Origin of the sequence: Xanthomonas arboricola pv. guizotiae, from assembly GCF_002940205.1 — a bacterium.
Lineage (GTDB): Bacteria > Pseudomonadota > Gammaproteobacteria > Xanthomonadales > Xanthomonadaceae > Xanthomonas > Xanthomonas arboricola_C.
In genome coordinates, this window is record NZ_MDSK01000007.1 from 95,251 (window position 1) to 121,451 (window position 26,201).

The 26,201-nt window shown below is 65.0% G+C and carries 21 protein-coding genes, 1 tRNA gene and 2 pseudogenes; 9 read left to right on the forward strand and 15 right to left on the reverse strand.

What is annotated here, in order from left to right; translation table 11 throughout:
* Positions 1 to 392: 392 nt before the first annotated feature.
* The 3 genes and pseudogenes from rlmB to rnr form a co-directional block, all read right to left on the reverse strand.
* A complete protein-coding gene (gene rlmB, locus XarbCFBP7408_RS06220; RefSeq protein WP_104562208.1) occupies positions 393 to 1,145 on the reverse strand; it encodes a 23S rRNA (guanosine(2251)-2'-O)-methyltransferase RlmB in 753 nt (250 codons plus the stop codon).
* Between the two features lie 247 nt (positions 1,146 to 1,392).
* A pseudogene (locus XarbCFBP7408_RS06225) lies at positions 1,393 to 1,866 on the reverse strand (GFA family protein).
* A 137-nt stretch (positions 1,867 to 2,003) separates the two neighbouring features.
* Positions 2,004 to 4,547, reverse strand: coding sequence for a ribonuclease R (gene rnr / locus XarbCFBP7408_RS06230; RefSeq protein WP_104562209.1), 2,544 nt, complete (start codon positions 4,545 to 4,547; stop codon positions 2,004 to 2,006).
* Between the two features lie 121 nt (positions 4,548 to 4,668).
* Between rnr and XarbCFBP7408_RS06235 the strand changes: the two genes are divergently transcribed.
* A tRNA-Leu gene (locus tag XarbCFBP7408_RS06235) sits at positions 4,669 to 4,755 on the forward strand.
* A 492-nt stretch (positions 4,756 to 5,247) separates the two neighbouring features.
* Here the strand turns inward: XarbCFBP7408_RS06235 and XarbCFBP7408_RS06240 are convergent.
* Together XarbCFBP7408_RS06240 and XarbCFBP7408_RS06250 are read right to left on the reverse strand one after the other, a co-directional pair.
* Entirely contained in the window at positions 5,248 to 6,771 is a 1,524-nt protein-coding gene (locus XarbCFBP7408_RS06240) for a platelet-activating factor acetylhydrolase IB subunit (RefSeq protein WP_181106310.1), read from the reverse strand.
* A 271-nt stretch (positions 6,772 to 7,042) separates the two neighbouring features.
* A complete protein-coding gene (locus tag XarbCFBP7408_RS06250) occupies positions 7,043 to 8,191 on the reverse strand; it encodes an acyl-CoA dehydrogenase family protein (protein ID WP_104562212.1) in 1,149 nt (382 codons plus the stop codon).
* 122 nt (positions 8,192 to 8,313) lie between these two features.
* Here XarbCFBP7408_RS06250 and XarbCFBP7408_RS06255 point away from each other — a divergent pair.
* The 3 genes and pseudogenes from XarbCFBP7408_RS06255 to metH form a co-directional block, all read left to right on the forward strand.
* A pseudogene (locus XarbCFBP7408_RS06255) lies at positions 8,314 to 9,261 on the forward strand (ArsR/SmtB family transcription factor); the annotation flags it as partial.
* Between the two features lie 37 nt (positions 9,262 to 9,298).
* Positions 9,299 to 10,444 (forward strand): homocysteine S-methyltransferase family protein, encoded by a 1,146-nt coding sequence (locus XarbCFBP7408_RS06260; protein WP_104562213.1) that lies wholly within the window; start codon positions 9,299 to 9,301, stop codon positions 10,442 to 10,444.
* 244 nt (positions 10,445 to 10,688) lie between these two features.
* Positions 10,689 to 13,442 (forward strand): methionine synthase, encoded by a 2,754-nt coding sequence (gene metH / locus XarbCFBP7408_RS06265; RefSeq protein WP_104562214.1) that lies wholly within the window; start codon positions 10,689 to 10,691, stop codon positions 13,440 to 13,442.
* A 150-nt stretch (positions 13,443 to 13,592) separates the two neighbouring features.
* On the opposite strand, the gene XarbCFBP7408_RS06270 is transcribed toward metH, so the two are convergent.
* The 5 genes from XarbCFBP7408_RS06270 to XarbCFBP7408_RS06290 all read right to left on the reverse strand — a co-directional run bounded on the left by XarbCFBP7408_RS06270 (position 13,593) and on the right by XarbCFBP7408_RS06290 (position 19,260).
* Complete coding sequence (locus XarbCFBP7408_RS06270) at positions 13,593 to 14,798, reverse strand: AGE family epimerase/isomerase (RefSeq protein ID WP_104562215.1); 1,206 nt, start codon at positions 14,796 to 14,798, stop codon at positions 13,593 to 13,595.
* Positions 14,795 to 15,781: a carbohydrate kinase family protein gene (locus tag XarbCFBP7408_RS06275; RefSeq protein WP_181106312.1), complete on the reverse strand. Its 987-nt coding sequence runs from the start codon at positions 15,779 to 15,781 to the stop codon at positions 14,795 to 14,797. The genes XarbCFBP7408_RS06270 and XarbCFBP7408_RS06275 overlap by 4 nt, the downstream gene beginning before the upstream one ends.
* Entirely contained in the window at positions 15,778 to 17,088 is a 1,311-nt protein-coding gene (fucP, locus tag XarbCFBP7408_RS06280; protein ID WP_104562217.1) for an L-fucose:H+ symporter permease, read from the reverse strand. Before fucP ends, XarbCFBP7408_RS06275 begins: the two co-directional genes overlap by 4 nt.
* 13 nt (positions 17,089 to 17,101) lie before the next feature.
* Positions 17,102 to 18,271: a LacI family DNA-binding transcriptional regulator gene (locus XarbCFBP7408_RS06285; RefSeq protein WP_429001375.1), complete on the reverse strand. Its 1,170-nt coding sequence runs from the start codon at positions 18,269 to 18,271 to the stop codon at positions 17,102 to 17,104.
* Positions 18,272 to 18,414: 143 nt separating this feature from the next.
* Positions 18,415 to 19,260 carry a transporter gene (locus tag XarbCFBP7408_RS06290; protein ID WP_181106325.1) on the reverse strand — a complete coding sequence of 282 codons (846 nt, stop codon included), beginning with the start codon at positions 19,258 to 19,260 and terminating at the stop codon, positions 18,415 to 18,417.
* Here XarbCFBP7408_RS06290 and XarbCFBP7408_RS22680 point away from each other — a divergent pair.
* Entirely contained in the window at positions 19,190 to 19,420 is a 231-nt protein-coding gene (locus tag XarbCFBP7408_RS22680; protein WP_181106334.1) for a hypothetical protein, read from the forward strand. The genes XarbCFBP7408_RS06290 and XarbCFBP7408_RS22680 overlap by 71 nt on opposite strands.
* 191 nt (positions 19,421 to 19,611) lie before the next feature.
* On the opposite strand, the gene XarbCFBP7408_RS06295 is transcribed toward XarbCFBP7408_RS22680, so the two are convergent.
* From XarbCFBP7408_RS06295 to XarbCFBP7408_RS06315, 5 genes are all read right to left on the reverse strand, one after another.
* Positions 19,612 to 20,349, reverse strand: a complete 738-nt coding sequence (locus tag XarbCFBP7408_RS06295) for a DUF2058 domain-containing protein (RefSeq protein ID WP_343125358.1) — start codon at positions 20,347 to 20,349, stop codon at positions 19,612 to 19,614.
* An 18-nt stretch (positions 20,350 to 20,367) separates the two neighbouring features.
* The gene (locus tag XarbCFBP7408_RS06300) at positions 20,368 to 20,604 is read right to left on the reverse strand and encodes a SlyX family protein (RefSeq protein WP_104562220.1); all 237 of its coding nucleotides are present in this window, start codon (positions 20,602 to 20,604) and stop codon (positions 20,368 to 20,370) included.
* Entirely contained in the window at positions 20,597 to 21,946 is a 1,350-nt protein-coding gene (locus XarbCFBP7408_RS06305; RefSeq protein WP_104562221.1) for a UDP-glucose dehydrogenase family protein, read from the reverse strand. Before XarbCFBP7408_RS06305 ends, XarbCFBP7408_RS06300 begins: the two co-directional genes overlap by 8 nt.
* A 24-nt stretch (positions 21,947 to 21,970) precedes the next feature.
* Positions 21,971 to 22,942, reverse strand: coding sequence for an FKBP-type peptidyl-prolyl cis-trans isomerase (locus XarbCFBP7408_RS06310; protein WP_181106316.1), 972 nt, complete (start codon positions 22,940 to 22,942; stop codon positions 21,971 to 21,973).
* A gap of 90 nt (positions 22,943 to 23,032) precedes the next feature.
* Complete coding sequence (locus tag XarbCFBP7408_RS06315) at positions 23,033 to 23,590, reverse strand: glutathione peroxidase (RefSeq protein ID WP_104562222.1); 558 nt, start codon at positions 23,588 to 23,590, stop codon at positions 23,033 to 23,035.
* 134 nt (positions 23,591 to 23,724) lie between these two features.
* On the opposite strand from XarbCFBP7408_RS06315, the gene XarbCFBP7408_RS06320 reads away from it, so the two are divergent.
* Genes XarbCFBP7408_RS06320 through XarbCFBP7408_RS06335 form a run of 4 tightly spaced genes read left to right on the forward strand, consistent with a single transcriptional unit; the run spans position 23,725 to position 26,193 of the window.
* Positions 23,725 to 23,973: a hypothetical protein gene (locus XarbCFBP7408_RS06320; RefSeq protein WP_104562223.1), complete on the forward strand. Its 249-nt coding sequence runs from the start codon at positions 23,725 to 23,727 to the stop codon at positions 23,971 to 23,973.
* A gap of 2 nt (positions 23,974 to 23,975) precedes the next feature.
* Positions 23,976 to 24,338 carry a GntR family transcriptional regulator gene (locus XarbCFBP7408_RS06325; RefSeq protein WP_003483692.1) on the forward strand — a complete coding sequence of 121 codons (363 nt, stop codon included), beginning with the start codon at positions 23,976 to 23,978 and terminating at the stop codon, positions 24,336 to 24,338.
* A complete protein-coding gene (locus XarbCFBP7408_RS06330) occupies positions 24,335 to 25,210 on the forward strand; it encodes an ABC transporter ATP-binding protein (protein WP_104562224.1) in 876 nt (291 codons plus the stop codon). The genes XarbCFBP7408_RS06325 and XarbCFBP7408_RS06330 overlap by 4 nt, the downstream gene beginning before the upstream one ends.
* Positions 25,207 to 26,193, forward strand: a complete 987-nt coding sequence (locus XarbCFBP7408_RS06335) for an ABC transporter permease (RefSeq protein WP_104562225.1) — start codon at positions 25,207 to 25,209, stop codon at positions 26,191 to 26,193. The genes XarbCFBP7408_RS06330 and XarbCFBP7408_RS06335 overlap by 4 nt, the downstream gene beginning before the upstream one ends.
* Positions 26,194 to 26,201 lie beyond the last annotated feature (8 nt).

A 26,201-nucleotide genomic window follows, 5' to 3' on the forward strand; every position in this document is an offset into this window, starting at 1 on the left:
ACACGCCGTTCGCTGGCGATATGGTAGGCAAAAACGGGCACGCGCGCCGGTGGATCTCCACATGCCTGGGCGAAAGTCATCTGCAGCGCGCTACCTGCACGCCCGGCACTGCAGCGGCAAGCGCACCGGCACCATGGTTTGCGCAGATCGGCCACTGCGTGGGTGCGCGGAGCGAACCGCGCCGGATGCGCGATCTCGCCGTGCCGACCGACCTGCGCGGCTCGCCATTGGCACGCACGTGCGGTTCAGAGTGGTTGGCAACAGAGCGAACAATCGCCAGCTGGATGCGGACAGCGCGCAGCAAGCGCAGTGCACGGTGGTGCGTGCTGAGTCAGGGCATCGGCCGCTCACGCGCCCACCTGGCGGTGAGCGCAGTCGTTTCGGTCGCCGCTTCAGGCGCCCAGGCGCTGGCGTACCGCTTCGAACAGGGTCACGCCGGCGGCCACCGACACGTTGAGGCTTTCGATATCGCCCGGCATCGGGATCTTGACCAGGCCATCGCAATGCTCGCGGGTGAGACGACGCAGGCCGTCGGCCTCGCCGCCGAGCACCAGCCCGACGTTGCCGCGCAGGTCCACGCTGTACAGCGACGCCTCGGCTTCGCCGGCCAGGCCGTACAGCCACACGCCCTGCTTCTGCAGATCGCGCAGGCAACGCGCCAGATTGGTCACCGCCACCACCGGAATACGGTCGGCCGCACCGGCCGATGTCTTGCGCACGGTCGCGTTGACCGTGGCCGACTTGTCCTTGGGAATGACCACCGCAGTGACGCCGGCGGCGGCTGCGCTGCGCAGGCATGCACCGAGATTGTGCGGATCCTGCACGCCATCGAGGATCAGCAGCAAGGCACGTCCCTCGGCTGCGGTCACCAGCGCTTCGAGCTCGTTTTCCGCCCACAGCCGCGCTGCGGCATAACGCGCGACCACGCCCTGGTGGCGCACCTGCCCACCGACGCCATCGAGTGCCTGGGTGGTGACCCTGCGCACGTCGATGCCCTTGCGACGGGCCTGCTCTTCGATTTCGATCAGGCGCGGATTCTTGCTGCCGGCCTCGATCAACACCTCGCGCACGTTGTCGGCGTCGTTCTCGACGGACGAGGCGACGGCGTTGACGCCGACGATCCACTGATTCTGCTTGCTGCTCATTGCGCCGGATACGAAGAGATAAAGGGGAATGGTAGGGCCTGCGGCCTGCCACGTCACGGGCGGAGCGCAGACGGCACTGCCAGCAGGGAGATCGCGTTGTTCCTGGACCACGGCCAGAACGTCAGCACGCTGTACGGCCGATTGCGGGGATCGAAGATGGCGCTCGCACCGTTGCGATGGTGCCGGCACCTGCACGCACTCGCCGTCGCCCCCCCTGCGATAGGCGCTCACGCCTGCGGGCGCAAACTCACACTGGCCACTGCGCAGTATCGTGATCCGGATGCTGCCTTGACACCACATCGGCCAGAAACGCCAATGCGGCGACATCGTCCTCGGTGGTGCGCGCCGGCAGATCGGCCAATGCATCGACGAAGGGCAGCTTGCGCTCCACCCCGTACTGGATTGCCGGAGGCAACCGCTCGGGCGTATCGAACGCACCGGCAGCAATCGCCGGGCCATCGGGCGCTTCATAGCTCAGCGGCGTGCCACATTCGGCGCAGAAGCCACGCAACACCAACGATGAAGAGGCGAAGCGCTTCGGCTCGCCGCGGGTCCAGCCGAACTCGGTACCGCGCACCGAAACCAACGGCGCGTACTAGGCACCGAAGGCTTTCTGACACATGCGGCAATGGCAGATCGAGGCGTCCGTCAGCCTGCCGCGCACGTGGAAACGCACGGCGCCGCACTGGCAGCCACCGCTGTACTCGATTGCTGCGTCCATCGTCGCCTCAAGCCTTGAAAGTGGGCACCCAGCGCGCGTTGCGAGCGTCTAGCCGCAACGACCTGCAGCTCATATGCGGCGGTCCGTACGCGTCGCGAGCCGCCGTCGGAGGGCGGCTCGCGGTCCTGCAGACACGCTTAGTACTGCTTCTTCTTGCGCTTGGCCGGCTGAGCACGCGGCGGCGGCGGCGGTTCGGGCGAATCGCCGCGATCCTCTGCCAGGCGGAAGTCGATCTTGCGTTCCTCCATGCTGGCCTTGAGCACCAGCACCCGCACCGGGTCGCCCAGACGGAAGGTGCGGCCACGGCGCTCGCCACTGAGCGTCTTGCGGATCGGATCGAACTGGTAGTAGTCCTGCGGCAACTGGGTGACATGCACCAGGCCGTTGACCTTGGACTCGTTCAACTCCACAAACAGGCCGAATCCGGTCACGCCGCTGATCACGCCATCGAACTGGCCACCGACATGCTGTTCCATCCACGCGGCGCGATACCGCTCGTCGACTTCGCGCTCGGCTTCGTCGGCGCGCCGACCACGCTCGGAACACTGCAGCGCCAACGCCGCCATCTGACGCGGGGTGTAGATGTATTTTTCCGGGCTGGCACCGCTCAAGGCGTGCTTGATCGCGCGGTGCACCAGCAGATCCGGGTAACGCCGGATCGGCGAGGTGAAGTGCGCGTACGCCTCCAACGCCAGACCGAAATGGCCATTGTTGTCCGGCGAATACACCGCCAGGCTCTGGCTGCGCAGCAGCACCGACTCCAGCAGCGCCGCGTCGGGGCGCGCACGCACCTTCTTCAGCAGCCTGGTGTAGTCGCCGGGGCGTACCTTGCTCCATGCCGGCAGGCTCAGCTGGAATTCCTTGAGGAACTCCAGCAGGTCTTCGTACTTGCTCTCCGGCGGCCGCTCGTGCACGCGGTACGGCGCCGGCACATGCACGCTCAGCAGGTAACGCGCGGCCTCGACGTTGGCGGCGATCATGCACTCTTCGATCAGCTTGTGCGCATCGTTGCGCACCAGCATGCCGGCCTGGGTGACTTCGCCGGTGTTGTCGAGCACGAAACGCACTTCGGAGGTTTCGAACTCGATCGCGCCACGCTGCGTGCGCGCCTTGGACAGCACGTTGTACAGCTGATGCAGGCGCTGCACCTGCGGCAGCAACGGGCCGATGAAGGCCTTGGTGTCGGCGTCGTCCTCGCCCACCGCCTTCCAGACCTGGTTATAGGTCAGGCGCGCATGCGAGTTCATCACCGCTTCGTAGAAACGCGAGCCGGTGACTTCGCCATCGCGGCCCACCTGCATGTCGCAGACGAAGCACATGCGGTCGACCTTGGGCATCAGCGAGCAGATGCCGTTGGACAGGGTCTCCGGCAGCATCGGCACCACGAAACCCGGGAAATACACCGAGGTGGCGCGCTTTTGCGCTTCGTCGTCCAACGGGGTGCCCGGGCGCACATAGTTGGATACGTCGGCGATCGCCACCACCAGACGGAAGCCGTCTGCATTGGGTTCGCAATACACCGCGTCGTCGAAATCCTTGGCGTCTTCGCCGTCGATGGTGACCAGCGGCATCTGCCGCAGATCCACGCGCCCGCCGATCATCTGCGGCTCGACCACCAACGGCACTGCCGCGGCCTCGTCCAGCACTTCCTGCGGGAATTCGTGCGGCAGCTCGTGGCCGTGGATGGCCATTTCCACCACCAGCGACGGGGTCAGCTTGTCGCCGAGCACTGCGATGATCTTGCCGATCGCCGGGCGGCGCGCGTCCGGCGGTGCGATCAGTTCGCAGACCACCAACTGGCCTTCGCGCGCCTCGCCGATACCATCCGGTGCGATCTGCACGTTGCGCTGGATGCGCTTGTCATCGGGGTCGACATAAGCCACGCCGTGCTCATAGAAAAAGCGCCCGAGCATGCGCGACATGCCGCGCTCGAGTACGCGGGCGATCGCACCTTCGCGACGGCCGCGGCGGTCGATGCCGGTGACGTTGGCCAGCGCACGATCGCCGTGCATGACCTTGCGCATTTCGTAAGGCGGCAGGAACAGGTCGTCGCCACCTTCGTCCGGCTTGAGGAAACCGAAGCCTTCCGGATTGGCGATTACCACGCCGGCGATCAGACTGGTTTGCTGCACCGGCGCGTAGCCGCCGCGACGGTTCTGCACCAGCTGCGCCTCGCGCACCATCGCCGCCAGGCGCTTGCCCAGCGCGTCGATGCGGTCGCTGAGATTGAGTTGTTCGGCGATTTCCTCGGCGGTCTGCGGGCCGTCGCAGGCCTCGAGCAACTGCAGGATGGCCTCGCGGCTGGCGATCGGCTCGGCGTAGCGCAATGCTTCGCGGTCGGCATGCGGATCGTTGAACCCCGCCGCGGGCGCGGGCGCTTCGGTCGGCGCCTGCCGGAAGCGTTCCGGCGGCGGCGCCGGCGGACCACTCTTGCGCGGATGCGGGGCGCGTGGCGGCGGCGTGGGCAGTCCGGGCGCTACCGGCAGCTCGGGCGAGGCGTTGGCGGCCTTGTCGGCAGCGCGTTTGTTGGCGGACTTGGTCGACGCACCGGCGGCGGCGCGGACCAGGAAGTCCGGCATCCAGCCCGGCAACTTCTGTTTTTCGGCGGTGGTGGACTCGCCCGGGCTGGTGGACTTGCGGCGACTGGGCCGATCGGAATCTGGGGTGTTTTTCTTTGTCATTGCTTACATGGTACCCCTTGCGGCCGCGCCATGGGCGGCAAGCCGCGCCCGGCCGGTCGCAATTGCCATTCGCCAGGCATTGACAAGCCTGCCAGGAGTCTGCAGAATTTGCGGCTCACCTGCCCAGGTGGCGGAATTGGTAGACGCACTAGCTTCAGGTGCTAGCGGGGGCAACTTCGTGGAGGTTCGAGTCCTCTTCTGGGCACCAGTTTAAAAAGACCTCCGAGCGATCGGGGGTCTTCTGGTTTCTGGGGTTTTAAAATCCAGCGCCTGGTGTGCCGGCCGCGACCTCACGTTGCGAGTCCCGCGTACACCGCTACCGCAATGTCGAATGCGACCGGCCGGATCGCGCCACGTCTTCCGGTAGAGACAGCTCACCGCTCGAAGCAACTTGTAGTTCAAAGCCGTCGGCGCTGCCGGCGTATCACTGCAACCCTTGCATGCGTGAAAGCACGCTCAGCTGCTAGACAGCACTGAACACCGCAACATGCGATTGGCCGCATGGAACACACACGTCAGCTACGCGCGCCTGTCGATGGGCGCAGCTGCGTGCAGCCCGCCTCAGGAGCGACTGACAAGACGCGGCGAGCTGCCATCAGTTGGCTGCTGATATCGCGAAGAACCACACGAGTGGATCAGGTCGGTTCCGAGTCTCTGCGCGCCACCTGGCTGTGAGTGCAGTCGTTTTGTCGGCTGCCTCTTAAGGCGCAGCAGTGATCCCTGCTTCACGCAACGCCTTCGCCCAGATGCGATAGCCGGCTTCGCTGGGATGAGTGCCATCCGGCATCAGCGCTTCGGGCAGGCTGCCGTCGGGTTGCAACATCTGCGGTCCGATGTCGACCAGGCGCACCGCCGGATCCTTGGCATACCGCGCGGCGAGCAACCGGTTGGTTTCGGCGATCGGCGCACGCTGTGCGTCGCCGGCATTGCGGCCGCGAGGCATGATCGCCATCAGGATCAGCTTGCTGTCGGGCAGGCGGCGGCGCACTTCGCTCACCACTGCTTGCACACCCAATGCAGCCTCGGCAGGCGTGCTGGCGCGCGATTGCGCGGTGCCGCTGAGGTTGTTGGTGCCGATATGCAGCACCACCCAGCGCGGATCCAGGCCGTCGAGCTCGCCCTGGCGGATGCGCCACAGCACGTTCTGGGTGCGGTCCCAGCCAAAGCCCAGATTCAGCACCGGGGCCCTGCCGTACAACCAGCTCCAGGACTCGGGGCCACTGACACGCGTGGCCTGCGGTGGGCCGGCCCAGAAGTGGGTGATCGAATCGCCGATCATCACCACCTCGGGCTTGAGCGTGCGCGCTGCGGCCAGCGCCGCATGGTGACGCGCATACCAGTCGTAGGAATCCTGCTCCAGCCGGTCGACCGGAATCAGCGAGGTCGCAAAATCGCGGCCCAGCGCGGCAACCGGCTTGACCGGCGGCTCGCCGAGCAGGCGCGCCAGGGTCGGCTCGATCGCCTCGGCCAGCATGCGCTGGCCTCGCGTGTCCGGATGCAGGGCAGCGGCCGGCGGACGGAAGCGGGTGTCGTAAAACAGCTCGGTGCGCAGCTTGCCGTCGCGCTGGAAGATCGACCCTACATCCAGATAGGTCACGCGTGGATTGTCGCCATAGCGCACCGCCAGGCCCTGGTTGATCTGCGCATCGCGGCGCGACTTCTCGCTGGAGATGTCGCTGGGCAGCACACCCACCAGCAAGATCTGGGTGCGCGGCAATTTCTGTTCGATCGCCGCCACCACCGCATCGATACCGAGCTGGGCCTGCTCGGCGGTCTGGCCGAGATGGCCGGTGTTGTTGGTACCGATCAATACCAGCGCGACCTTCGGCTGCAGGCCATCGACCTCGCCATTGGCCAGCCGCCACAGCACGTGTTCGGTGCCATCGCCGCTGAAGCCCAGGTTGAGCGCGCCACGGCTGCCGTAGAAGGTCTGCCAGGTCGGCTGAAAATCCTCGTCCGGTGCCTTGGCTTTTTCGTAGTTCTGGGTGATCGAATCGCCGATCAACAGCAGCGGGGTGTCGGCGTGCTGCTTCACCTGCTCCAGCACCTGCGCATGCCGCTGCGCCCACCAGGCTTCCTGCAGGCGGTCGGTGGGCACGATCGAGGGCGGCGGCGTTTGCGCAGTTGCCGCAGCGCAGACCAGCAACAGCCCCCAACACACCAGCACCGCAACAAGGGCGGACGACGAAAGGCGGGAAAGCACAGCGTGCAAGGATCGGGGCATGCGCGCACCAGAGGCGGGAGAAGCCGCGATTGTGATCCGCGCGCGCCGCGTACGACAAGGTCGGGCGCAACCAGGCGCGATCTGGCGCTGTGAGGTGCCTGCGGTGTGTCGGCGCCAGGCCACTGACACGGCGCATCCGCGATATCTGACCGCCCACGCAAGCGCGCTCCTACAGAGTGCGAGGCAATCGTCAGCGCCAAGACGCTGGATCGACTGCTGCGCATCCCTGGGCCAATAAAACCGACCGCGGCGCGGTGCCGGATCAGGCTCTTCAGCGCAGGCCGGTCTCGCCGCGGGCGATCACCAGGCGCTGGATTTCCGAGGTACCCTCGTAGATTTCGGTGATCTTGGCGTCGCGGAAGTAGCGCTCCAGCGGCATTTCCTTGGAATAGCCCATGCCGCCGTGGATCTGCACCGCCTGATGGGTGATCCACATCGCCGCCTCCGAGGCGGTGAGCTTGGCCACGGCCGCTTCGGTGCCGAACTTCTGGCCCTGCCCCTTCAACCAGGCCGCGCGCAGCGTCAGCAGCAGCGCTGCATCCAGCTTGCACTTCATGTCGGCGATCTTGGCCTGGGTCATCTGGAAGGTGCCGATCGCCGCGCCGAAGGCCTTGCGTTCCTTGACGTAGGCCAGCGTGGCTTCGTACGCCGCACGCGCGATGCCGACCGCCTGCGAAGCGATGCCGATGCGCCCGGCATCCAGCACGCTCATTGCGGTCTTGAAGCCCTCGCCTTCCACACCCAGCACCTCATCGGGCTGCGTAACGTAATCGGCAAACTCGATCTCGCAGGTGGCCGAGGCACGGATGCCGAGCTTGGGCTCGGTCTTGCCGCGATGGAAGCCGGCGCGATCGGCGTCGACCATGAAGGCGGTGATGCCGCGCGCGCCCTTGTCCGGCTCGGTCACCGCAAACAACACGATGTACTTGGCGACCGGGCCGGAGGTGATCCAGCTCTTCTTGCCGTTGATCACGAAGCTGCCATCGGCCTGCTTGACCGCGCGGCAGCGCATCGCCGAAGCATCCGAACCGGACTGCGGCTCGGTCAGTGCGAATGCGCCGATCTGCGCGCCTTCGGCGATCGCGCGCACGTACAGCTGCTTCTGCGTCTCGCTGCCGTTCTTCAGGATGCCGGTGCAGAACAGCGAGTTGTTGACCGACACGATGGTGGAATGCGCGCCGTCGGCGGCGGCGATCTCGATCATTGCCAACGCATAGCTGATCGGGTCCATGCCGGCGCCACCGTACTCGGCCGGCACCTCGATGCCCATCAGGCCGTTCTCGCCGAGCAGGCGGATGTTCTCCAGCGGGAACTCGCCGCTGCGATCGAACTGCTCCGCGCTGGGGGCGATCTTTTCCTGGGCGATGCGGCGCGCCACATCCTGGATCATCAATTGTTCTTCGGTAAAGCTGAAATCCACGTCGCACCCCTCCAGGCCTAGGCTGAGCGCCCATTGTAGCCCCAACCATTCGCATGCGTATGTAGTTGACCCCACAGCCTGCCCGGCCGAAAATATCTCCATATCGCGATATAGAGATATTCATGGATCTGGAAGACTGGTCGGCGCGCCTGAAGGTATTTGCCGACGCCACCCGCGTCCGCCTGCTGACCTTGCTGGAGCAGGAAGAACTCACCGTGGCCGAGCTGTCGGCGATCACCCGCCTGGCCCAGCCGCGCGTGTCCACGCACCTGGCCAAGCTCAAGGAAGCCGGGCTGGTGCGCGACCGCCGCGCCGGCGTATCGGCTTACTACCGGTTCGACGAGGTGTCGCTGGACCCGGCGCAGCGCGCCCTGTGGCTGGCATTGAGCACCGGCAGCGACGACCCGCTGCTGCGTCAGGACGCCGAGCGCGTGGCCGCGGTGCTGGCCAACCGCGCCGCCGACCAGAACTGGGCCGATTCGGTGGCCGGCGACATGGAGCGGCACTACTCCCCGGGGCGCACCTGGGAGGCGCTGGCGCGCACCGCCCTGCCCTTGCTGGAAACCGGCGACGTGCTCGACATCGCCTCCGGCGACGGCGTGCTGGCCGAGCTGGTGGCACCACATGCCACCCGCTACATCTGCATCGACACCAGCGCACGCGTGGTCGCCGCCGCCAGCGAGCGCCTGCGCAAGCTGCGCAATGTGGAGGTGCGCGAGGGCGACATGCATGCGCTGCCGTTTCCCGATGCCAGCTTCGACCTGGTGGTGCTGATGCATGCGCTCACCTACGCAGCCAAGCCGGCGCAGGCAGTGGCCGAATCCGCGCGCGTGCTGCGCCCCGGCGGCCGCCTGCTGCTGTGCAGCCTGGCCAAGCACGAACACCGCGCCGCGGTGCACGCCTATGGCCACGTCAATCTCGGTTTTGCCGCCAAGGAGCTGCGCAGGTTCGCCGAGAAGGCCGGGCTGGACGTGTCCAGCCTGGAGACGGTGACGCGCGAAAAGCGCCCGCCGCATTTCGAGGTGATTTCGTTGATTGCGGTGAAGCCGGGAATTGGGAATCGGGAATCGTTGAAAGCGGCGCCACTGCCTCACGGAGAATCGCATCATGACGCCCCCAGCAACCCCCAATTCCGAATCCCCAATCCCGTTTGCATTGCCGTGGCTGCATCCCGAGCGCGCGGCCAAGCTCACTGCCGCGCTCGCCGAACGCATCCTCATCATCGACGGCGCGATGGGCACGATGATCCAGCGCCACGACCTGCAGGAGCGTGACTATCGCGGCAGCCGCTTTGCCGACGGTTACGACAGCGCGCAGGTACACGTGCATGGCCCGGGCTGCGATCACGCACACGCGCCGCAAGGCCATGACCTGAAAGGCAACAACGATCTGCTGTTGCTGTCGCGCCCGGAGATCATCGCCGGCATCCATCGCGCCTATCTGGACGCCGGTGCCGACCTGCTGGAAACCAATACCTTCAACGCCACCTCGGTGAGCCAGGCCGACTATCACCTGGAACATCTGGTCTACGAATTGAACAAGGCCGGCGCGCAGGTCGCGCGCGCCTGCTGCGACGAAGTCGAGGCGCTGACCCCGCACAAGCCGCGCTTCGTGATCGGCGTGCTCGGCCCGACCAGCCGCACCGCCTCGATCAGCCCGGACGTCAACGACCCCGGCTACCGCAACACCAGCTTCGACGCCTTGCGCGACACCTATCGCGAGGCCATCGACGGCCTGATCGACGGCGGCGCCGACACGCTGATGGTGGAAACCATCTTCGACACGCTCAACGCCAAGGCCGCGCTGTATGCGATCGAGGAAGTGTTCGAAGCGCGCGGCGGACGCCTGCCGGTGATGATCTCCGGCACCATCACCGATGCCTCCGGACGCACCTTGTCCGGCCAGACGGCCGAGGCGTTCTACGCCTCGGTCGCGCACGGGCGGCCACTGTCTGTGGGCCTGAACTGCGCGCTCGGTGCCAAGGACCTGCGGCCGCATGTGGAAACGCTGGCGCAGATTGCCGACGCCTACGTCAGCGCGCATCCCAATGCCGGCCTGCCGAATGCCTTCGGCGAGTACGACGAAACCCCGGAAGAAATGGCCGAAACCTTGCGCGAATTCGCGCAGGCCGGTTTGCTCAATCTGGTCGGCGGCTGCTGCGGCACCTCGCCCGACCATATCCGCGCCATCGCCGAGGCGGTGGCCGATCTGGCTCCGAGGCAGTTGGCAGGTGCGCGGGAGCTGGCGGCGTGAGGCGCGAGCTACTCCCTCACCCGCCCTTCGGGCACCTTCTCCCGCGAGCGGGGGAAGGAAGCAGCGGCGTAGCCCCGCGTGTCACGAAAACGCTCCGCGCACAACACACCGCCCTTCTCCCGCAAGCGGGAAAAGGTGGCACGAAGCGCCGGATGAGGGCCGCCTCGCACGACGCCCCAGGGTCGGGCCGTGAACACCCACTCATCACGACCGACCGCGCCCTCAACGTCCAGCAGAGCATTGCATGAGCACTCCCCGCTACACCCGCCTGTCTGGTCTTGAGCCGCTGGTCATCACCCCGGACCTGTTGTTCGTCAACGTGGGCGAGCGCACCAACGTCACCGGCAGCGCGCAGTTCCGCAAGCTGATCAAGGAAGAGCGCTACGAGGAAGCCGTGGAAGTGGCCCGCCAGCAAGTGGACAGCGGCGCGCAGATCCTCGACGTCAACATGGACGAGGGCCTGATCGATTCGGAAAAGGCGATGACGCGCTTTCTCAACCTGATCATGTCCGAGCCGGATATCGCGCGCATTCCGGTGATGGTGGATTCGTCCAAGTGGAGCGTGATCGAAGCCGGCCTGAAGTGCCTGCAAGGCAAGAGCGTGGTCAACTCGATCTCGCTCAAGGAAGGCGAGGCGCTGTTCATTGAACAGGCGCGCAAGGTGCTGCGCTATGGCGCTGCCGCGGTGGTGATGGCCTTCGATGAAGTGGGCCAGGCCGATACCTGCGCGCGCAAGGTCGAGATCTGCACGCGCGCCTACAAGGTGCTGACCGAGCAGGTGGGCTTTCCGCCGGAAGACATCATCTTCGATCCCAACATCTTTGCCGTGGCCACCGGCATCGAGGAACACGACAACTACGCGGTGGACTTCATCGAAGCCACCCGCATCATCAAGGACACACTGCCGCATTGCCATGTCTCCGGCGGCGTTTCCAACGTGTCGTTTTCGTTCCGCGGCAACGAGAGCGTGCGCCAGGCGATCCACTCGGTGTTCCTGTTCCATGCGATCAAGGCCGGCATGGACATGGGCATCGTCAACGCCGGCGGCATGCCGATCTACGACGAGCTGGACCCGGAACTGCGCGAACGCGTGGAGGATGTGATCCTCAATCGCCGCAAGGACGGCACCGAACGCTTGCTGGAAATTGCAGAGCGCTATAAAGGCAGCAAGGGCGCGGCGAAAGTCGAAGACCTGGCCTGGCGCGACAAGCCGGTGCGTGCGCGGCTGGCGCATGCGCTGGTGCACGGCATCGACGCATTCGTGGAAACCGATACCGAGGAGGCACGCCAGCAGTCCACCCGCCCGCTGGAGGTGATCGAAGGCCCGCTGATGGACGGCATGAACGTGGTCGGCGACCTGTTCGGCGCCGGCAAGATGTTCCTGCCGCAGGTGGTCAAATCCGCGCGTGTGATGAAGAAGGCGGTGGCGTATCTGCTGCCCTTCATCGAAGCGGAAAAGCTGCGGACCGGCGATGTCGGCAAGTCCAACGGCAAGATCATCATGGCCACCGTCAAGGGCGACGTGCACGATATCGGCAAGAACATCGTCGGCGTTGTGCTGGCATGCAACAACTTCGACGTGGTGGATCTGGGCGTGATGGTGTCGGCGCAGGTGATACTGGACCGTGCACGCGCAGAGAATGCGGACCTGATCGGGTTGTCCGGCCTGATCACGCCGTCGCTGGAAGAGATGTCGCATGTCGCACGCGAGATGCAGCGGCAAGGCTTCGAGATTCCGCTGTTGATCGGCGGCGCCACCACCTCGCGCGCACACACCGCCTTGAAGATCGACCCGCACTACACTGCCCCCACCGTGTGGGTGAAGGACGCCTCGCGCGCGGTGGGCGTGGCGCAGTCGCTGATCTCGCGCGACCTGCGCCAGGCCTTCGTCGCCGCCAACGATGCCGACTACGCGGAAATCCGCGCGCGCCATCGCAATCGCGGCGACGCCAAACGCCTGGTATCGCTGGAAAAGGCACGCGCACAGCGCTTCGATGGTGATTGGGACACCTACACACCGCCCGCCCCGCGTCAGCCGGGCCTGCACGTGTTCGACGACTACCCGCTGCAGGAGTTGATCGAGCTGATCGACTGGACCCCGTTCTTCCAGGCCTGGGAACTGGCCGGCAAGTTCCCGGCGATCCTCAGCGACGAGGTGGTCGGCAGCCAGGCCAGCGAGTTGTACCGCGATGCACGCAAGATGCTGCGCACCATCGTCGCCGAAAAATGGCTCACCGCGAAGGTGGTGTTCGGGCTGTGGCCGGCCAATGCAGTCGGCGATGATGTTGTCGTGCTGACCGGGCCTGCGGAATCGGGAATCGGGAATCGGGAATCGCAAGGCGATGCATCGGCGCCCGACCATTCCCGATTCTCCATTCCCCATTCCCTGCACTTCTTACGCCAACAGGTCGACAAACCCGTCGACCGCCCGGACTTCTGCCTGGCCGATTTCATCGCGCCCAAGAGCAGCGGCAAGCAGGACTGGATCGGCGCGTTTGCGGTCACCGCCGGCATCGGCATCGAGCCGCATGTGGCGCGGTTCGAAACCGCACACGACGACTACAACGCGATTCTGCTCAAGGCCCTGGCCGACCGTCTGGCCGAGGCGCTGGCCGAGCGCCTGCATCAACGCGTGCGCACCGAATTCTGGGGCTATGTGGAGGATGAGACGCTGGACAACGAGGCGCTGATCGCCGAGCGCTATCGCGGCATTCGTCCGGCACCGGGGTATCCCGCCTGCCCCGAGCACAGCGAAAAGCGCACCTTGTTCGACCTGCTCGATGCCGAGCGCCATACCACGATGACGCTGACCGAAAGTTTCGCGATGCTGCCCACCGCAGCGGTCTCCGGCTATTACTTCAGCCATCCCAAGAGCCAGTACTTCGTGGTCGGGCGCCTGGGCAAGGAACAGGTGGCCGACTACGCCAGGCGCAAGGGCATCACCGTGGCATTGGCCGAACGTTGGCTGGCATCGAATCTGGATTACGACCCGGAATAAGAGCAGCTGCAGACTGCAGACTGCAGACTGCAGACATCGTAGGAGCGCACCCGGGCGCGATGAGGCTTTACCGGTAAAGCCTCATCGCGCCCGGGTGCGCTCCTACGCGGCGCCGACGCATTGCGCGGCCGCGCTTCGATCACGCCAGCATCAAGCCGCCGGCCGCAACACGTTCAAGACTTCGTAGCACGCGCCCATGGTGTGGTAATCGGTCTTGCCGGCCGGGCTCTTTTCGTCGCTGTACTTGCGGTTGTCCGCATCCAGAATGCGATACCACGCACCGTAGCGATGGTCGATCATGTGCGCCCACGAATACGCCCAGAGCTTGTCGTACCACTGCCAGTAGCGCGGCTCGCCGCTGCGCTGCGCCAGCAATGCCGCCGCCGCCAGCGATTCGGCCTGCACCCAGAAGTACTTGTCGTCATCGCAGACCTTGCCGTCGGGGTCGAAGCCGTAATACAGCCCGCCACGCTGCGCATCCCAGGAGCGCTCCACCGCCACATCGAACAGGTGTTGCGCGGTCGGCAACAACCAGTCGGTCGGTGCGTAGCGATCCAGCAGCATCAGCAGCTTGGCCCATTCGGTCTGATGGCCGGGCTGGAAACCCCACGGGCGGAACAGGTGCTTGGGATTGTCGCGGTTGTAGTCCCAGTCGATGTTCCACTGCAGGTCGTAATGCTCCCACACCAACCCATCGGCTTTGGCTGCCTGGCGACGGGTCATGTTCTCGGCCAGCACCAGCGCACGATCGAGATAACGCTGCTCACCGCTTGCCTCGTACGCGGCGATCATCGCCTCGCACATATGCATGTTGGCGTTCTGACCGCGGTAGCTGGTGAAGTTGAACTGCGCATCGGCTTCGTCGCGATACAAGCCGAATTCTGCTTCCCAGAAGTGTTTTTCCAGTAGTTGCCAGGTCTCGTCCATCCATGCGCGCGCCTCGGCGACGCCGGCTTTCAAACCGCACGAATAAGCCAGCAGCACGAATGCCACGCCGTAGCAATGATTCATGTCGTCTTCGACCACGCCATCGCGCAAGGTCCATGCATAGCCGCCGGTGGCCGGATTGCGATGCACGTTGCGCAGATAGTCCAGGCCGTGACGCACCGCCTGCAGATACTGCGCATCGCCGAATTCGCGATACGCCATCGCGTAGTTGAAGACGAAGCGCGTGCTGCTGACCAGATGCCGATGCCCGGCATCGTAGATCGAACCATCGTCGCGGAAATACTGGAAAAAGCCGCCCGCCGGGTCGATCGCGCGCGGGTGGTAGAACGCCATGGTGTCGGCGATATGTTGACGCAGTACATCGGCCGAACGGAAATCGGGTGCGGGGCTCGCAGGCAAACGGCTCATGATTGTTCCTGGATCAGGGAATGGACTTCATCGACGCTCGGCATCGCCGCAAACGCGCCCTTGCGCGTTACCGCGAGCGCGCCGACCGCCGCGGCAAAACGGATCACCTCGGTGATCGCAGCGGCATCGCCGGTCAGCTGCTCCAGCGTGGATGCACGCGTCGCCAGCTGAAACAGCAAGCCACCGACGAACGCATCGCCCGCCGCCGTGCTGTCGCGCACCTGCACGCGGAAGGCCGGCACCTGACCCGAATCGGTGCGTGTCTGCCAATGCACCGGACCGCCACCGTCGGTGACCAGCAGCCAGCTGGCCTGGCCCTGCCAGAGCTTGCGGGTGACCGCGCTGGCGTCGCCATCGAGCGTGCCGGCCAGGTAATCGAGTTCTTCGCGCGAGAGCTTGACCACATCGGCCAGCGCCAAGGCCTCCCACAGCAACGCAGCCGGGTCCACATCCTGCGGCCACAGCATCGGCCGCAGGTTGAGATCCAGGCTGACGATGGCACCATCGGCGCGTGCGCGGCGCATGCCGTCCAGCGTGCATTGCGCGATCGCAGGCTCGGTCATGCTGTTGGAACACACATGCAGCACGGCGGCCTGCGTGAAGCCGTCCGCAGCGAAATGGTCCGGACGGAACAGCAGATCCGCCGCAGGCGGACGATAGAAACTGAAACTGCGTTCGCCGGCTTCATCCAACGCCACGAAGGCCAGCGCGGTCTTGGCCTGATCGGTGCGCACGATGCCATCGGTGGCGACACCGGCCTGCTGCAGGCTCTGCAGCAGAAAATCGCCGAACATGTCGCGCCCCAGCATGCCGACGAAATGCGCCGCACCGCCCAGCCGGGCCACCGCGACCGCGACATTGGCCGGCGCACCGCCGGCGTATTGCGCAAACGTACGTGCCTCATCCGGACCGGCCTGCGGCAGTGCCAGCATGTCGATCAAGGCCTCGCCAAAACACACCACCCGGTTCTTCAAGGCACTCATGCGCGCGCCTCCGCCAGTGCGCCGCGCAGACGCGAACCCCAGATGCCGTAGAACACGATGTACAGGTAGCACAGCAGCGGCAGCACGAACGACTCATGCAGGCCGATGCTGTCGGCGAGCAGCCCTTGCAGATACGGCACGATGGCGCCACCGACAATGGCCATGATCAACAGGCTCGAGGCGCGGCCGGTCAGCGCACCAAGCCGCTCGATGCCCAGGGTGAAAATGGTCGGGAACATGATCGAATTGAACAGGCCGATCGCCACCAGTGCGTACACCGCCAGCATGCCGCCACTGGCCATGGTGAGGCCCAGCAAAACCGCATTGATTGCGGCGAACACCGACAACAACACGCGTGGCGACAGCTTGGCCAGCAGCGCCGAGCCGATGAAACGGCCGATCATCGCCAGCGTCCAGTACGCGGACACATACTTGGTTGCCTCACGCTCGGTGAACCCGCCGATTTGCGGCAGCGAGAAATAGTTGACCATCAGGCTGCCGATCGCCACTTCTGCACCGACGTAGAAAAAGATCGCCAGCACACCGAAGCGCACATGCGGATGACGCAACGCATCGAGCAAGGAATGCCTGCTCTCGTCTTTCTGTGCGCTGGCATCGGTCAGAGCCGGCAGACGGAACAGGAACACGAAGATCGCCAGCAGGAACAGCACGACGCCCAGACCGATGTACGGCCCCTGCACGGCTTGCGCTTCCTGTACGCGATAGGCCAGTTGCTCGGCTTCCGGCAGCGCCTTGAGCTGGTCGCCGCTCATCACCGTGTTGGACAGGATCAACCAGCCACCCAACAGCGGTGCGATTGCGGTGCCGAGCGAATTCAGCGCCTGTGCCAGGGTCAAGCGGCTCGAGGCGCTGCGCTCCGGACCGAGCAAGGCGACGTAGGGATTGGCTGCCACCTGCAAGATGGTGATGCCAGTGGCCAGCACGAACAATGCGCCGAGGAAGGCACCGTACACGCGCAGTTCTGCCGCCGGCCAGAAGCCCAGCGCGCCCACCGCCGCCACCGCCAAACCGGCCACGATGCCCTGCTTGTAACCCAGGCGATTGACCAGCCAACCGGCCGGCAGCGACATCAGGAAATACGCGCCGAAGAAGGTGAACTGCACCAGCATCGCCTGCGCGAAGTTGAGTTCGAACACCGCCTTCAGATGCGGAATCAGGATGTCGTTGAGGCAGGTCAGAAAGCCCCACATGAAGAAGATCGTGGTGACGACCGACAACGCAACGCCGTTGTTGACGGGCGCCTTGTTGCCGCTTGGCACTGTGGACTGCGTGGAAAGGGAAACCATAGGAATTGCCTGGTCAGCGGCCTGAGGCCTTGGTGGGGGAATGGGCGGATGGACTGCTTGAGGGAAATGGTGGCAATTGGGTTGTCGCTGCGCATGCGCTGCTCGCGCGGATTTTCAAGGCGACTGCGGCGGTCAGCTGTTGCGACGCGAGTTCGGGGTTGCCGATCCGCTGCAGCACCAGTTGCGCGGCCTGCCTGCCGCGCGCACGCGGATCTGCCGCCAGGGTGGTCAGTGCAGGCGTGAACAGCGCCGCCTCGGCGATGTCGTCGAAGCCGGTCACCGCAAAGTCGCGGCCCGGCACGATGCCGTGCTTCGTCAACGCCGCCATCAAGCCCAGCGCAACGCTGTCGTTGTAACAGACCGCAGCGGTCGCAACCTGCGTGGCAGTGCCCAGCATGCGCGCGCCAGATAGTGCGGCGTCCTGGCGATTGGGGGCGGACTCGACGTAATGGGTTTCCAGGGCCGCCTCTTCCATCGCGCGCGCGTAGCCGGCACGACGCTGACGGCAGGAACTGGATTCGGCATGCCCACCGAAAAACACGATGCGCCGATGCCCTTGCGCGATCAGATGGGTGCAGGCGAGAAAGGCGCCTTGCGCATTGTCCAGCGCCAGCAGATCCCACTGCGTGCCTTCCACCTCGCGGTTGAACAGCACCACATTGCGTTGGCGGCCGAGCACCTGGGTCAGCGCCTGCGCCTGGCTGCCTTCGGCCGGCGACAGGATGATGCCCGCCGGCGTGTGTTCCATCAGCGAGCTCAGTACCGCCTGCTGGCGCTGGGTCGATTCGCCGGTGCTGCCCAGCAGCGTCACGTAACCGGCTGCGCCCAATGCCTCGTCGACACCGGCGGCAAATTCGGCAAAGAACGGGTTGGACAGGTCGTTGATGACCAGCGCAATGCTGGACGAGGTGCGCCGGCGCAGATTGGCCGCAGCACGGTTGTAGACGTAATTCTGCCGATCCAGCTCGGCTTCCACGCGCGCGCGCGTGCTCGCGTGCACCAACGGGCTGCCCCGCAGCACCAACGATACCGTTGCCCGCGACACCCCAATGGCGCCTGCGATATCGCGCAAGGTCACCGCACCGCGACGCGCGCGTGGCGCGTCCAGGCCGTCCTTCGCCTCGGATGTCGGCTTGGCTGGCGTCATGTGGCGAGCCTTGCGGTAGTGAACCTGCGCATGCATTGGCATCAAATTGGATCGATCCAATTAGGCCTTTTCCGGGCCGTCAATGCATGCGGCAGTGCAACATAGGGACGACGCAGCCTGCTACGCCTCGGTGCGGTTCCCGGCCGGCAGATAGCCACCGTCACAACGGTGTGGCGCACTTATTCAAACGCGATCGACAGACCGATTCCGCCTTGCCAATCCGGGCTTGCCGAGGTCAGGCCACGCAGCACCGACACATCCAGTTGCATCGCATGCGGCAACTGCCAGGCGCCACCCGCACCGGCCACGCGCGAATGCTCGCGGCCAGTGTCGAAACCCGCTTCCACGTAGCTGCTGAAATGTTCGCCGGAAAAAAACGTGTAATTGGGCGCAAAGGTCCAGGTGTGGCCATCGTCGTCGCGCGCGTAATTGACGTAGAGCGCAATGGCGCGTTGCTGCGCCAGATCCCAGGACGCAGTCACACCCAGTTCGCGCGCGTAGCCGGCACTGAACGCAGGGCTGCCGGTCGGCACGCTATAGGTTCCCAGAGCCGCCCAATGAAACGTGTCCGAGCGCGATGGCAAGGCCACCTTCAACCCGACATGGCTGTCGCCACCGCCACGCACCCGCCCGCCGCCGCCATGCTGCCAGTTGTAGCTGTCGCTCCCGAGCTGCAGCTCGACGTTCTGGAACAGCCCCAGGCGCAGCAGCGTATCGGCGGTGTACTGGGTGGTGCGCTGCCCGTCGCTGCGGTCGGTGCTCGCATCCGGCAGGCCCTGTTCCCAGGCAAACGCACCGGGCTGCAACGCCTCCGCGGCAAACGGAATGCCGGGACGGTCAAATGCCGGCGCTTGGTCCGCCTGTGCAGCGGCTTGCCCGCTGACCGCGCACAACGCAAGCAGCGCTGCCGCCGACAGCCGTCGGCGATGCGCCCGCAAATGCACGGCACCAGACATGGGAGATTCCGCAGCTGCAACGGCGCAGCACTTCAACGATTTCGACGAGATGGACATACGCAGCACCAGTGGCAAGGACGGAGCGGGCAAGCAGGGGACAATGCCACGGCGCGACAAGCCGCTTGCATCGAGCAGCAACGGCGCGCATGGTGCCGCGCGGGCCGTGACCGGTTTGTATAGCAGCGCGTTGCCCCTTCTCTTCCACGCCCTCGGTTATGGGTCGCCATGACGGCGTCACATGGGAAAACCGTGGCCAGGACCAGCACGTTCTGATTCGATAATTCGATAGCCGCCATTCGGCTGACCCTGCAGGCGCGCCAGGCCTACCTCGTTCCCGATTTGCCTCTCACGCCCAGGAACAACGCAAAAAAATGGGCACCCGCAGGCGCCCATGCACACCACACGTCCGGGGGTTCGGTTTTACCAGACCAGGTCGTCGGGTACCTGATACTGCGGATCCGCATACGGGTCTTCGCCTGCCGGCGCATTCGGGTCCACCTTCAATGCCACCGATGGCGCAAATACCGCTTCGGCCTCGGCTAGTACCTCGGCAGTCACCAACACATAGCGGCCGTTGAGCTGCAGCACGCCGAGCTCGCCGGCGTTGAGCGCCTTGAGCTGATCGGCAGTCACGTAGATACGCTTGATCTTGCCGCCATACGGGAAATGCCGGGCGATATCCGCATCGGCATGATTGAGCCCCTTGTCCTTGAGCAGCTCTTCGAGCTTGGCCTTGGCTTCGCGACGCAGGCGTGCTTCTTCCTGTTTCAGCCGCTCGGCTTCGATGCGCTCGTCCCTCTCGCGTTGCGCGCGGATCGCATAGGCCTTGGCCAGGTCGATGTCCTCATGCGTGCGTGCCGGCCTGGGTCCGCGGCGGTCGGCCGTGGACTGCGGCGGACGTTGCGATCCTGCCGGCTTGCCATCGTTGCGACGCTCCGGCCTGCCGTCGTGTTTGCGCTCGCCCTTGCCGTCGGTCACCGCAGCGGCATGCGGCCGCTGCGGTCCCCTGCCCTGGCCACCCGGCTTGTTGCCGCCGGGCGCGGGCCTGCCACCGTGGCCATGTTGACGCGCGGCAGGCCGTGCGTCGGGTTTGCGTTCGGGCTTGGGTGCGGACTTGAAGCCCAAGCCAAGCAACTGGTCACGTAAGGTATCGCTCATGGCGGTGGCAATCTGCAATCAATAATGCGGAGGCGGCGGTTCATCCGCTGCATCGGCAAACAACGTGGAGCGCACCTTGCCCAGATCCTCGAGCAGGTGGCGGATCAGTTCGGCATTGCGGGCGCCCGTCAAACGGGCGTCCGCAAGTGCTTCACTCAGTTCATTGAGCGCCTGCTCCTGAAAGGACAGGCGCGTTTCCAGTTCAACCAACCGCGCTTCCAGTTCCTGGTCACGTGGCGAGAGTTGCTCATGCATGCAACGAACGGCCTCGTCCGATGGCGTAGTAGGCCAGACCTGCGGCTTCGATTTCCTGCGGGTCGTAAAGATTGCGGCCGTCGAACACGACGTCGTCCTTCAAGGCCTGCTTGATCTTGCCGAAATCCGGGCTGCGGAACTGCTTCCACTCGGTGACCACGACCAGGGCGTCGGCGCCTTCCAGTGCGGCAAATGCCTCGTCGCAGAAGGTCAGGTCGTCGCGCTCGCCGAAGATGCGCTTGGCTTCATGGGTGGCTTCCGGGTCGTAGGCACGCACGCTGGCACCGGCTTCCCACAACTGCGCCATCAAACGGCGGCTGGACGCGGCACGCATGTCGTCGGTGTTGGGCTTGAATGCCAGACCCCATACCGCAAACGTCTTGCCGGCGATGCTGCCGGTGCCTTCGGCGCCGTAGTGGCGCTGCACCAGTTCGAACAGATGGCCCTTCTGCGCATTGTTGACGCTTTCCACCGCGTTGAGCAGGGTCGGCTCCATGCCGTACTGCTCGGCGGTCTTGGCCAGTGCCTGCACATCCTTCGGGAAGCACGAGCCGCCGTAACCGGCACCGGGATAGATGAAGTGCCAGCCGATGCGCGGATCCGAACCGATGCCGTTACGCACGTGCTCGACGTCCGCACCGACGCGTTCGGCAATATTGGCGATCTCGTTCATGAAACTGATCTTGGTTGCCAGCATCGCGTTGGCCGCGTACTTGGTCAGCTCGGCCGAACGCACGTCCATCTCCACGATGCGATCGCGGTTGCGATTGAAAGGTGCGTACAGACGACGCATGCGGGCAATCGCAGCCGGCTTCTTGGCACCGATCACGATGCGATCCGGACGCATGCAGTCGGCCACCGCATCGCCTTCCTTGAGGAATTCCGGGTTGGAGACCACGTCGAACTCATGGTCCACGCCGCGCGCGTCCAGCTCTTCCTGGATCGCCACGCGCACCTTGTCGGCGGTGCCGACCGGCACGGTGGACTTGTTGACCACCACCGACGGGCCATCGATATGGCGACCGACGGTACGCGCAACCGCCAGCACGTACTGCAGGTCGGCACTGCCATCCTCGTCCGGCGGCGTGCCCACGGCGATGAAGGTGATTTCGCCGTGCGCAATGGCCTCGGCCGCATCGGTGGTGAAGCGCAACCGGCCAGAGGCATGGTTGGCTTTCACCATCGGCTCCAGGCCGGGTTCATAGATGGGAATCACCCCACGATTGAGACCATCAACTTTCGCCTGGTCGATATCCACGCAGATAACGTGATGACCTACTTCCGCCAGACAGGTACCGGTGACAAGACCAACATAGCCGGTACCAAAGATCGCAACTCGCATGGGTGGGGGTACTCCTGTGGGGGATCAGGGAAGGATACCCATCAGTTCGACATCGAACGTCAACGTTGCGTCTGGTCCGATCGGCCCCCCCTGCGTGCCGTTCGGGCCATAGGCCAAGTTGGATGGAATCCAGAAACGGTATTTCGAACCGACCGGCATCAACGCGACGCCCTCGGTCCAACCTGCAATGACTTGATTCAGACCGAATTCGGCCGGCTGACCGCGCTGGTAGGAGCTGTCGAACACCTGACCGTTGAGCAGCTTGCCTTCGTAGTTCACGCGCACCGTGTTGGTGGGCATCGGACGCTCGCCGCTGCCCTGGCGCAGCACCATGTACTGCAGGCCCGACGCGGTGGTGATCACGCCCTTTTCGGTCTTGTTCCTGGCCAGGAAGGCATTGCCTTCCTCGCGATTCTTGGCACCGGCGGCGCCCTGCTTGGCAGAGGCGAACGCCTGCATGGTGGCCGCGGCTTCCTGCTGGGTCAGACGCGTGGTGCCCTTGGCGAACACGGTGCGCACCGCTTCCATCAGGATCGACAGGTCGATCTCGTCTTTGATGCCGGCCAGCGACGGACCGACCGCGCGATCGCCCAGCATCAGGCCGACATTTTCCTTGGAGGGCGCGGCCGGCGCGCTACCCGGCGCCATGCCCGGGACCTGCTGGCCGTTACGCGCCGCCAGCGCGGTGCGCAGTGCGGTATCGGTGGCCTGGGTCTGCTCGTCGGACAACAGCGGCTTGCCGCCCTTGAATGCATTCTCGATGGCGCGTTGCAGTGCGCTCACATCGATGTCCTGCGCGATCGGCTCGAACGAACGTGCCACGTCCATACCGATGGCGTAGCTGACGTTGTCGCGCGTGCTCTTCTCAGACGATGCATTCAAAACTGGCTTCTCCTTGGTGGCCGCTGCGGCCGGTTGCTGCGACATCGCCGGCATCGATGCCGACAGTGCCACCATCAGTAGCGACGCCGCCGCGCCGCGCTTTCCCATCTTCATTCGATGCACTTCCCGAAAGTGAAAAGACACGCCGACGCCGGCGCTGAATGCGCATTGTCGCATGTGCGCGTGGCGTTGCGAACGCCGCGCTCAGCGCGACGGCGCGTTGAGCTCGCGTTCGATTGCCGCCAATACGCTCGGATCGTCCGGCTTGATCTTGCTGGGGAACTGCGCCACCACCCGTCCATTGCGACCGATCAGATACTTGTGGAAGTTCCAGCCCGGCGCCACGTCAGTGGCCTGCGTCAGGCGCTGATACAGCGGCGTGGCCTGCGCACCCAGTACATGCACCTTCTCAAACATCGGGAACTTGACGCCATAGGTCAGCGTGCAGAATTCCTGGATCTGTTTCTCAGATCCGGGTTCCTGGCCCTGGAAGTCGTTCGAAGGGAAGCCCAGCACGGTGAAGCCGCGGCTGCCGAAACGCTGATTGAGCGCTTCGAGACCTTCGTACTGCGGGGTGAAGCCGCACTTGCTGGCGGTATTGACCACCATGACGACCTTGCCGCCGTAGGTACGGTTCAGGTTGATTGGCGCCTTGCCGGCCAGCGGCCGGTAGTCCAGATCCAGCAGCGGCGCGCCGGCGGCCAGCGCCGAGACGGAGAAAAAGCCAGCGAATACAACGACCAGCAGACGCTTGAGCAACATGAGCGATCCCTTTCGATAGTTCCGGCCACCCACCGACGCGGGGTGCCATCAGTTGGGTATGACAGGCAGTTGACTGCCTGCGTGTCGGTGTTATAGTTGAATACAACACCAGTCATCCAACGCAGGGGGAAAGCATGAACAGCACACGCTTCACGCGGCCAGCTCCATTGCTGCTGTTCGGCAGCGCCCTGTTCGCCATTGGTTGCCTGGGAGCCGCTTCCAGTCAGGTCACGGAGTCCGGCGCCGATTATGGCGTGTCGGAGGCGGTTACGGAAAACGCGACAACTCCCCCCGAAGCACGTGCCCGGCCCGCCCGGCATCTGCGCGCTTCGCTGTCGATGCCCTATTTCTCCTTCGCGCAGGCTCTGCGCCCACGGAGCTGACCATGAACGACATCCAATGGAGCGACGGCGCTCCCATCTACCGCCAACTCAAGGAACGGGTGATTGCCATGATGCTCGACGGAATCCTCAAGCCTGGCGACGCCCTGCCCTCGGTACGCCAAGTAGCAGCCGACTACCAACTCAATCCCATCACCGTCTCGCGCGCCTACCAGGAACTGGCCGACGAGAACCTGGTGGAGAAACGCCGCGGCCTGGGCATGTTCATGACCCCGGAGGCCGCGCAGAAATTGCGCGGCAGCGAGCGCGAGCGTTTCCTGAATGAAGAATGGCCCGCAGTGCTGGAACGCATCCAGCGTCTGGGACTGTCCATCGACGATCTGTTGCCACAGGGAAAAACACCATGACCGCCGTCTCCTCCGACCATGTGGTCGACGCACGTGGCCTGCGCAAGGCTTACAAGCATCGGCTCGCGCTGGACAACACCAGCTTCACCATCGCCGCCGGGCGCATCGTCGGCCTGATCGGCCCCAACGGCGCCGGCAAGACCACTGCGCTCAAGGCGGTGCTGGGGCTGACCGATTTCGATGGCGAACTGAGCGTGCTCGGCATGGATCCGCGTACCCAGCGCAACGCGCTGATGAACGAGGTCTGCTTCATCGCCGACGTGGCGGTACTGCCGCGCTGGCTGCGGGTCGGCGAGGCGATCGACTTCGTCGCCGGCGTGCACCCGCGCTTCGATCGCGCCAAGTGCGAGCGCTTCCTGGCCAATACCCAGCTCAACCGCAAGTCGCGGGTGCGCGAACTGTCCAAGGGCATGATCGTGCAGCTGCACCTGGCGCTGGTGATGGCCATCGATGCCCGCATCCTGGTGCTGGACGAACCCACCCTGGGCCTGGACATCCTGTATCGCAAGCAGTTCTACCAGCGCCTGCTGGAGGACTACTTCGACGAGCAGAAGACCATCATCGTCACCACCCACCAGGTCGAAGAGATCGAACACATCCTCACCGATGTGATGTTCATCCGCGACGGCCGCATCGTGCTGACCGCCGACATGGAAAACGTGGCCGAGCGCTACACCGAAGTGCTGGTGGGTGCCGAGCATCTCGACGCCGCCAGAGGCCTGCAGCCGATCGACGAGCGCAGCCTGCCGTTCGGCAAGACCGTGATGCTGTTCGATGGCGTGCCGAAAGCGCAGCTCGCCCGTGTGGGCGAAACCCGCAATCCCGGCCTTGCCGACCTGTTCGTTGCGGTCATGAAGGGGACCTACGCATGAATGCACTCACCCACCAAGCCTCTCCCGCACGCACGTTCGGCTGGCTGCTCAAACGCGAGTACTGGGAACACCGCGGCGGTTTCGTCTGGGCACAGCTCATCACCGGCGGCATCGCGGTGTTCTTCGCGCTGCTGGGCGCGGTGATCGGCGCGATCAGCGCGCGTCGCAACATGATCGGCGACAGCATCACCATGGACGATCTGGCCGAATACACGCGCACCCTGGGCCAAGTTGGAGACGGCCTGCTGCTCGGCGGCATCGGCATCGCCTCGGTGGTCCTGGCGTTCGTGGTGTTCTTCTATTCGCTGGGCAGCCTGTACGACGACCGCCGCGACCGCAGCGTGCTGTTCTGGAAATCGCTGCCGGTGTCGGATGTGCAGACGGTGCTGTCCAAGGCCGCCTGGGCGCTGCTGCTGGCGCCGCTGATCGCCATCGCGATCGGCGTGCTGGTCGGCCTGGCCCTGTGGCTGATCGCCATCGTGGGCGCCTCGATCGCCGGCGTGCCCAGCCCCTGGGCACTGGCGACCCATTCGCACCCGTTCTCGCTGCTGTGGCTGTTGCTCAAGACCGTGCCGATGAGCCTGCTATGGGCGTTGCCGACGGTGGGCTGGCTGATGTTCTGCTCGGCCTGGGCCACCAGCAAGCCGTTCCTGTGGGCGGTGCTGTTCCCGCTGCTGGCCTGCGTGATGCTGAGCATCCTCTCGGCGATGCCGGGTATCTCGCTGCCGATCGGCTGGATCTGGTACATCGTCGGCTACCGCGGCCTGCTCAGCGCCCTGCCCGGCACCTGGTCGCCGCGTGCGGTCAGCGGCAACCTCGACAGCAGCGCGATGCAGAACCCCAGCGATCTGGTGCAGTGGGCGCTGCAGCACACCGACAGCGCACTGGTCTACGGCAATCCGGACATCTGGATCGGCGCTGCAATCGGCGTTGTCCTGATCGCCGCCTCCATCTACCTGCGCCGTCGGCGCTCCGAAGCCTGAAGGACATC

Coding starts and splice junctions, on each gene's coding strand:
- rlmB (WP_104562208.1), bottom strand. CDS start 1,145: ATGAGCAGCAAGCAGAATCAGTGGATCGTCGGCGTCAACGCCGTCGCC.
- rnr (WP_104562209.1), bottom strand. CDS start 4,547: ATGACAAAGAAAAACACCCCAGATTCCGATCGGCCCAGTCGCCGCAAG.
- XarbCFBP7408_RS06240 (WP_181106310.1), bottom strand. CDS start 6,771: ATGCCCCGATCCTTGCACGCTGTGCTTTCCCGCCTTTCGTCGTCCGCC.
- XarbCFBP7408_RS06260 (WP_104562213.1), top strand. CDS start 9,299: ATGACGCCCCCAGCAACCCCCAATTCCGAATCCCCAATCCCGTTTGCA.
- metH (WP_104562214.1), top strand. CDS start 10,689: ATGAGCACTCCCCGCTACACCCGCCTGTCTGGTCTTGAGCCGCTGGTC.
- XarbCFBP7408_RS06270 (WP_104562215.1), bottom strand. CDS start 14,798: ATGAGCCGTTTGCCTGCGAGCCCCGCACCCGATTTCCGTTCGGCCGAT.
- XarbCFBP7408_RS06275 (WP_181106312.1), bottom strand. CDS start 15,781: ATGAGTGCCTTGAAGAACCGGGTGGTGTGTTTTGGCGAGGCCTTGATC.
- fucP (WP_104562217.1), bottom strand. CDS start 17,088: ATGGTTTCCCTTTCCACGCAGTCCACAGTGCCAAGCGGCAACAAGGCG.
- XarbCFBP7408_RS06285 (WP_429001375.1), bottom strand. CDS start 18,271: ATGCATGCGCAGGTTCACTACCGCAAGGCTCGCCACATGACGCCAGCC.
- XarbCFBP7408_RS22680 (WP_181106334.1), top strand. CDS start 19,190: ATGGGAGATTCCGCAGCTGCAACGGCGCAGCACTTCAACGATTTCGAC.
- XarbCFBP7408_RS06295 (WP_343125358.1), bottom strand. CDS start 20,349: ATGAGCGATACCTTACGTGACCAGTTGCTTGGCTTGGGCTTCAAGTCC.
- XarbCFBP7408_RS06300 (WP_104562220.1), bottom strand. CDS start 20,604: ATGCATGAGCAACTCTCGCCACGTGACCAGGAACTGGAAGCGCGGTTG.
- XarbCFBP7408_RS06305 (WP_104562221.1), bottom strand. CDS start 21,946: ATGCGAGTTGCGATCTTTGGTACCGGCTATGTTGGTCTTGTCACCGGT.
- XarbCFBP7408_RS06310 (WP_181106316.1), bottom strand. CDS start 22,942: ATGAAGATGGGAAAGCGCGGCGCGGCGGCGTCGCTACTGATGGTGGCA.
- XarbCFBP7408_RS06315 (WP_104562222.1), bottom strand. CDS start 23,590: ATGTTGCTCAAGCGTCTGCTGGTCGTTGTATTCGCTGGCTTTTTCTCC.
- XarbCFBP7408_RS06320 (WP_104562223.1), top strand. CDS start 23,725: ATGAACAGCACACGCTTCACGCGGCCAGCTCCATTGCTGCTGTTCGGC.
- XarbCFBP7408_RS06325 (WP_003483692.1), top strand. CDS start 23,976: ATGAACGACATCCAATGGAGCGACGGCGCTCCCATCTACCGCCAACTC.
- XarbCFBP7408_RS06330 (WP_104562224.1), top strand. CDS start 24,335: ATGACCGCCGTCTCCTCCGACCATGTGGTCGACGCACGTGGCCTGCGC.
- XarbCFBP7408_RS06335 (WP_104562225.1), top strand. CDS start 25,207: ATGAATGCACTCACCCACCAAGCCTCTCCCGCACGCACGTTCGGCTGG.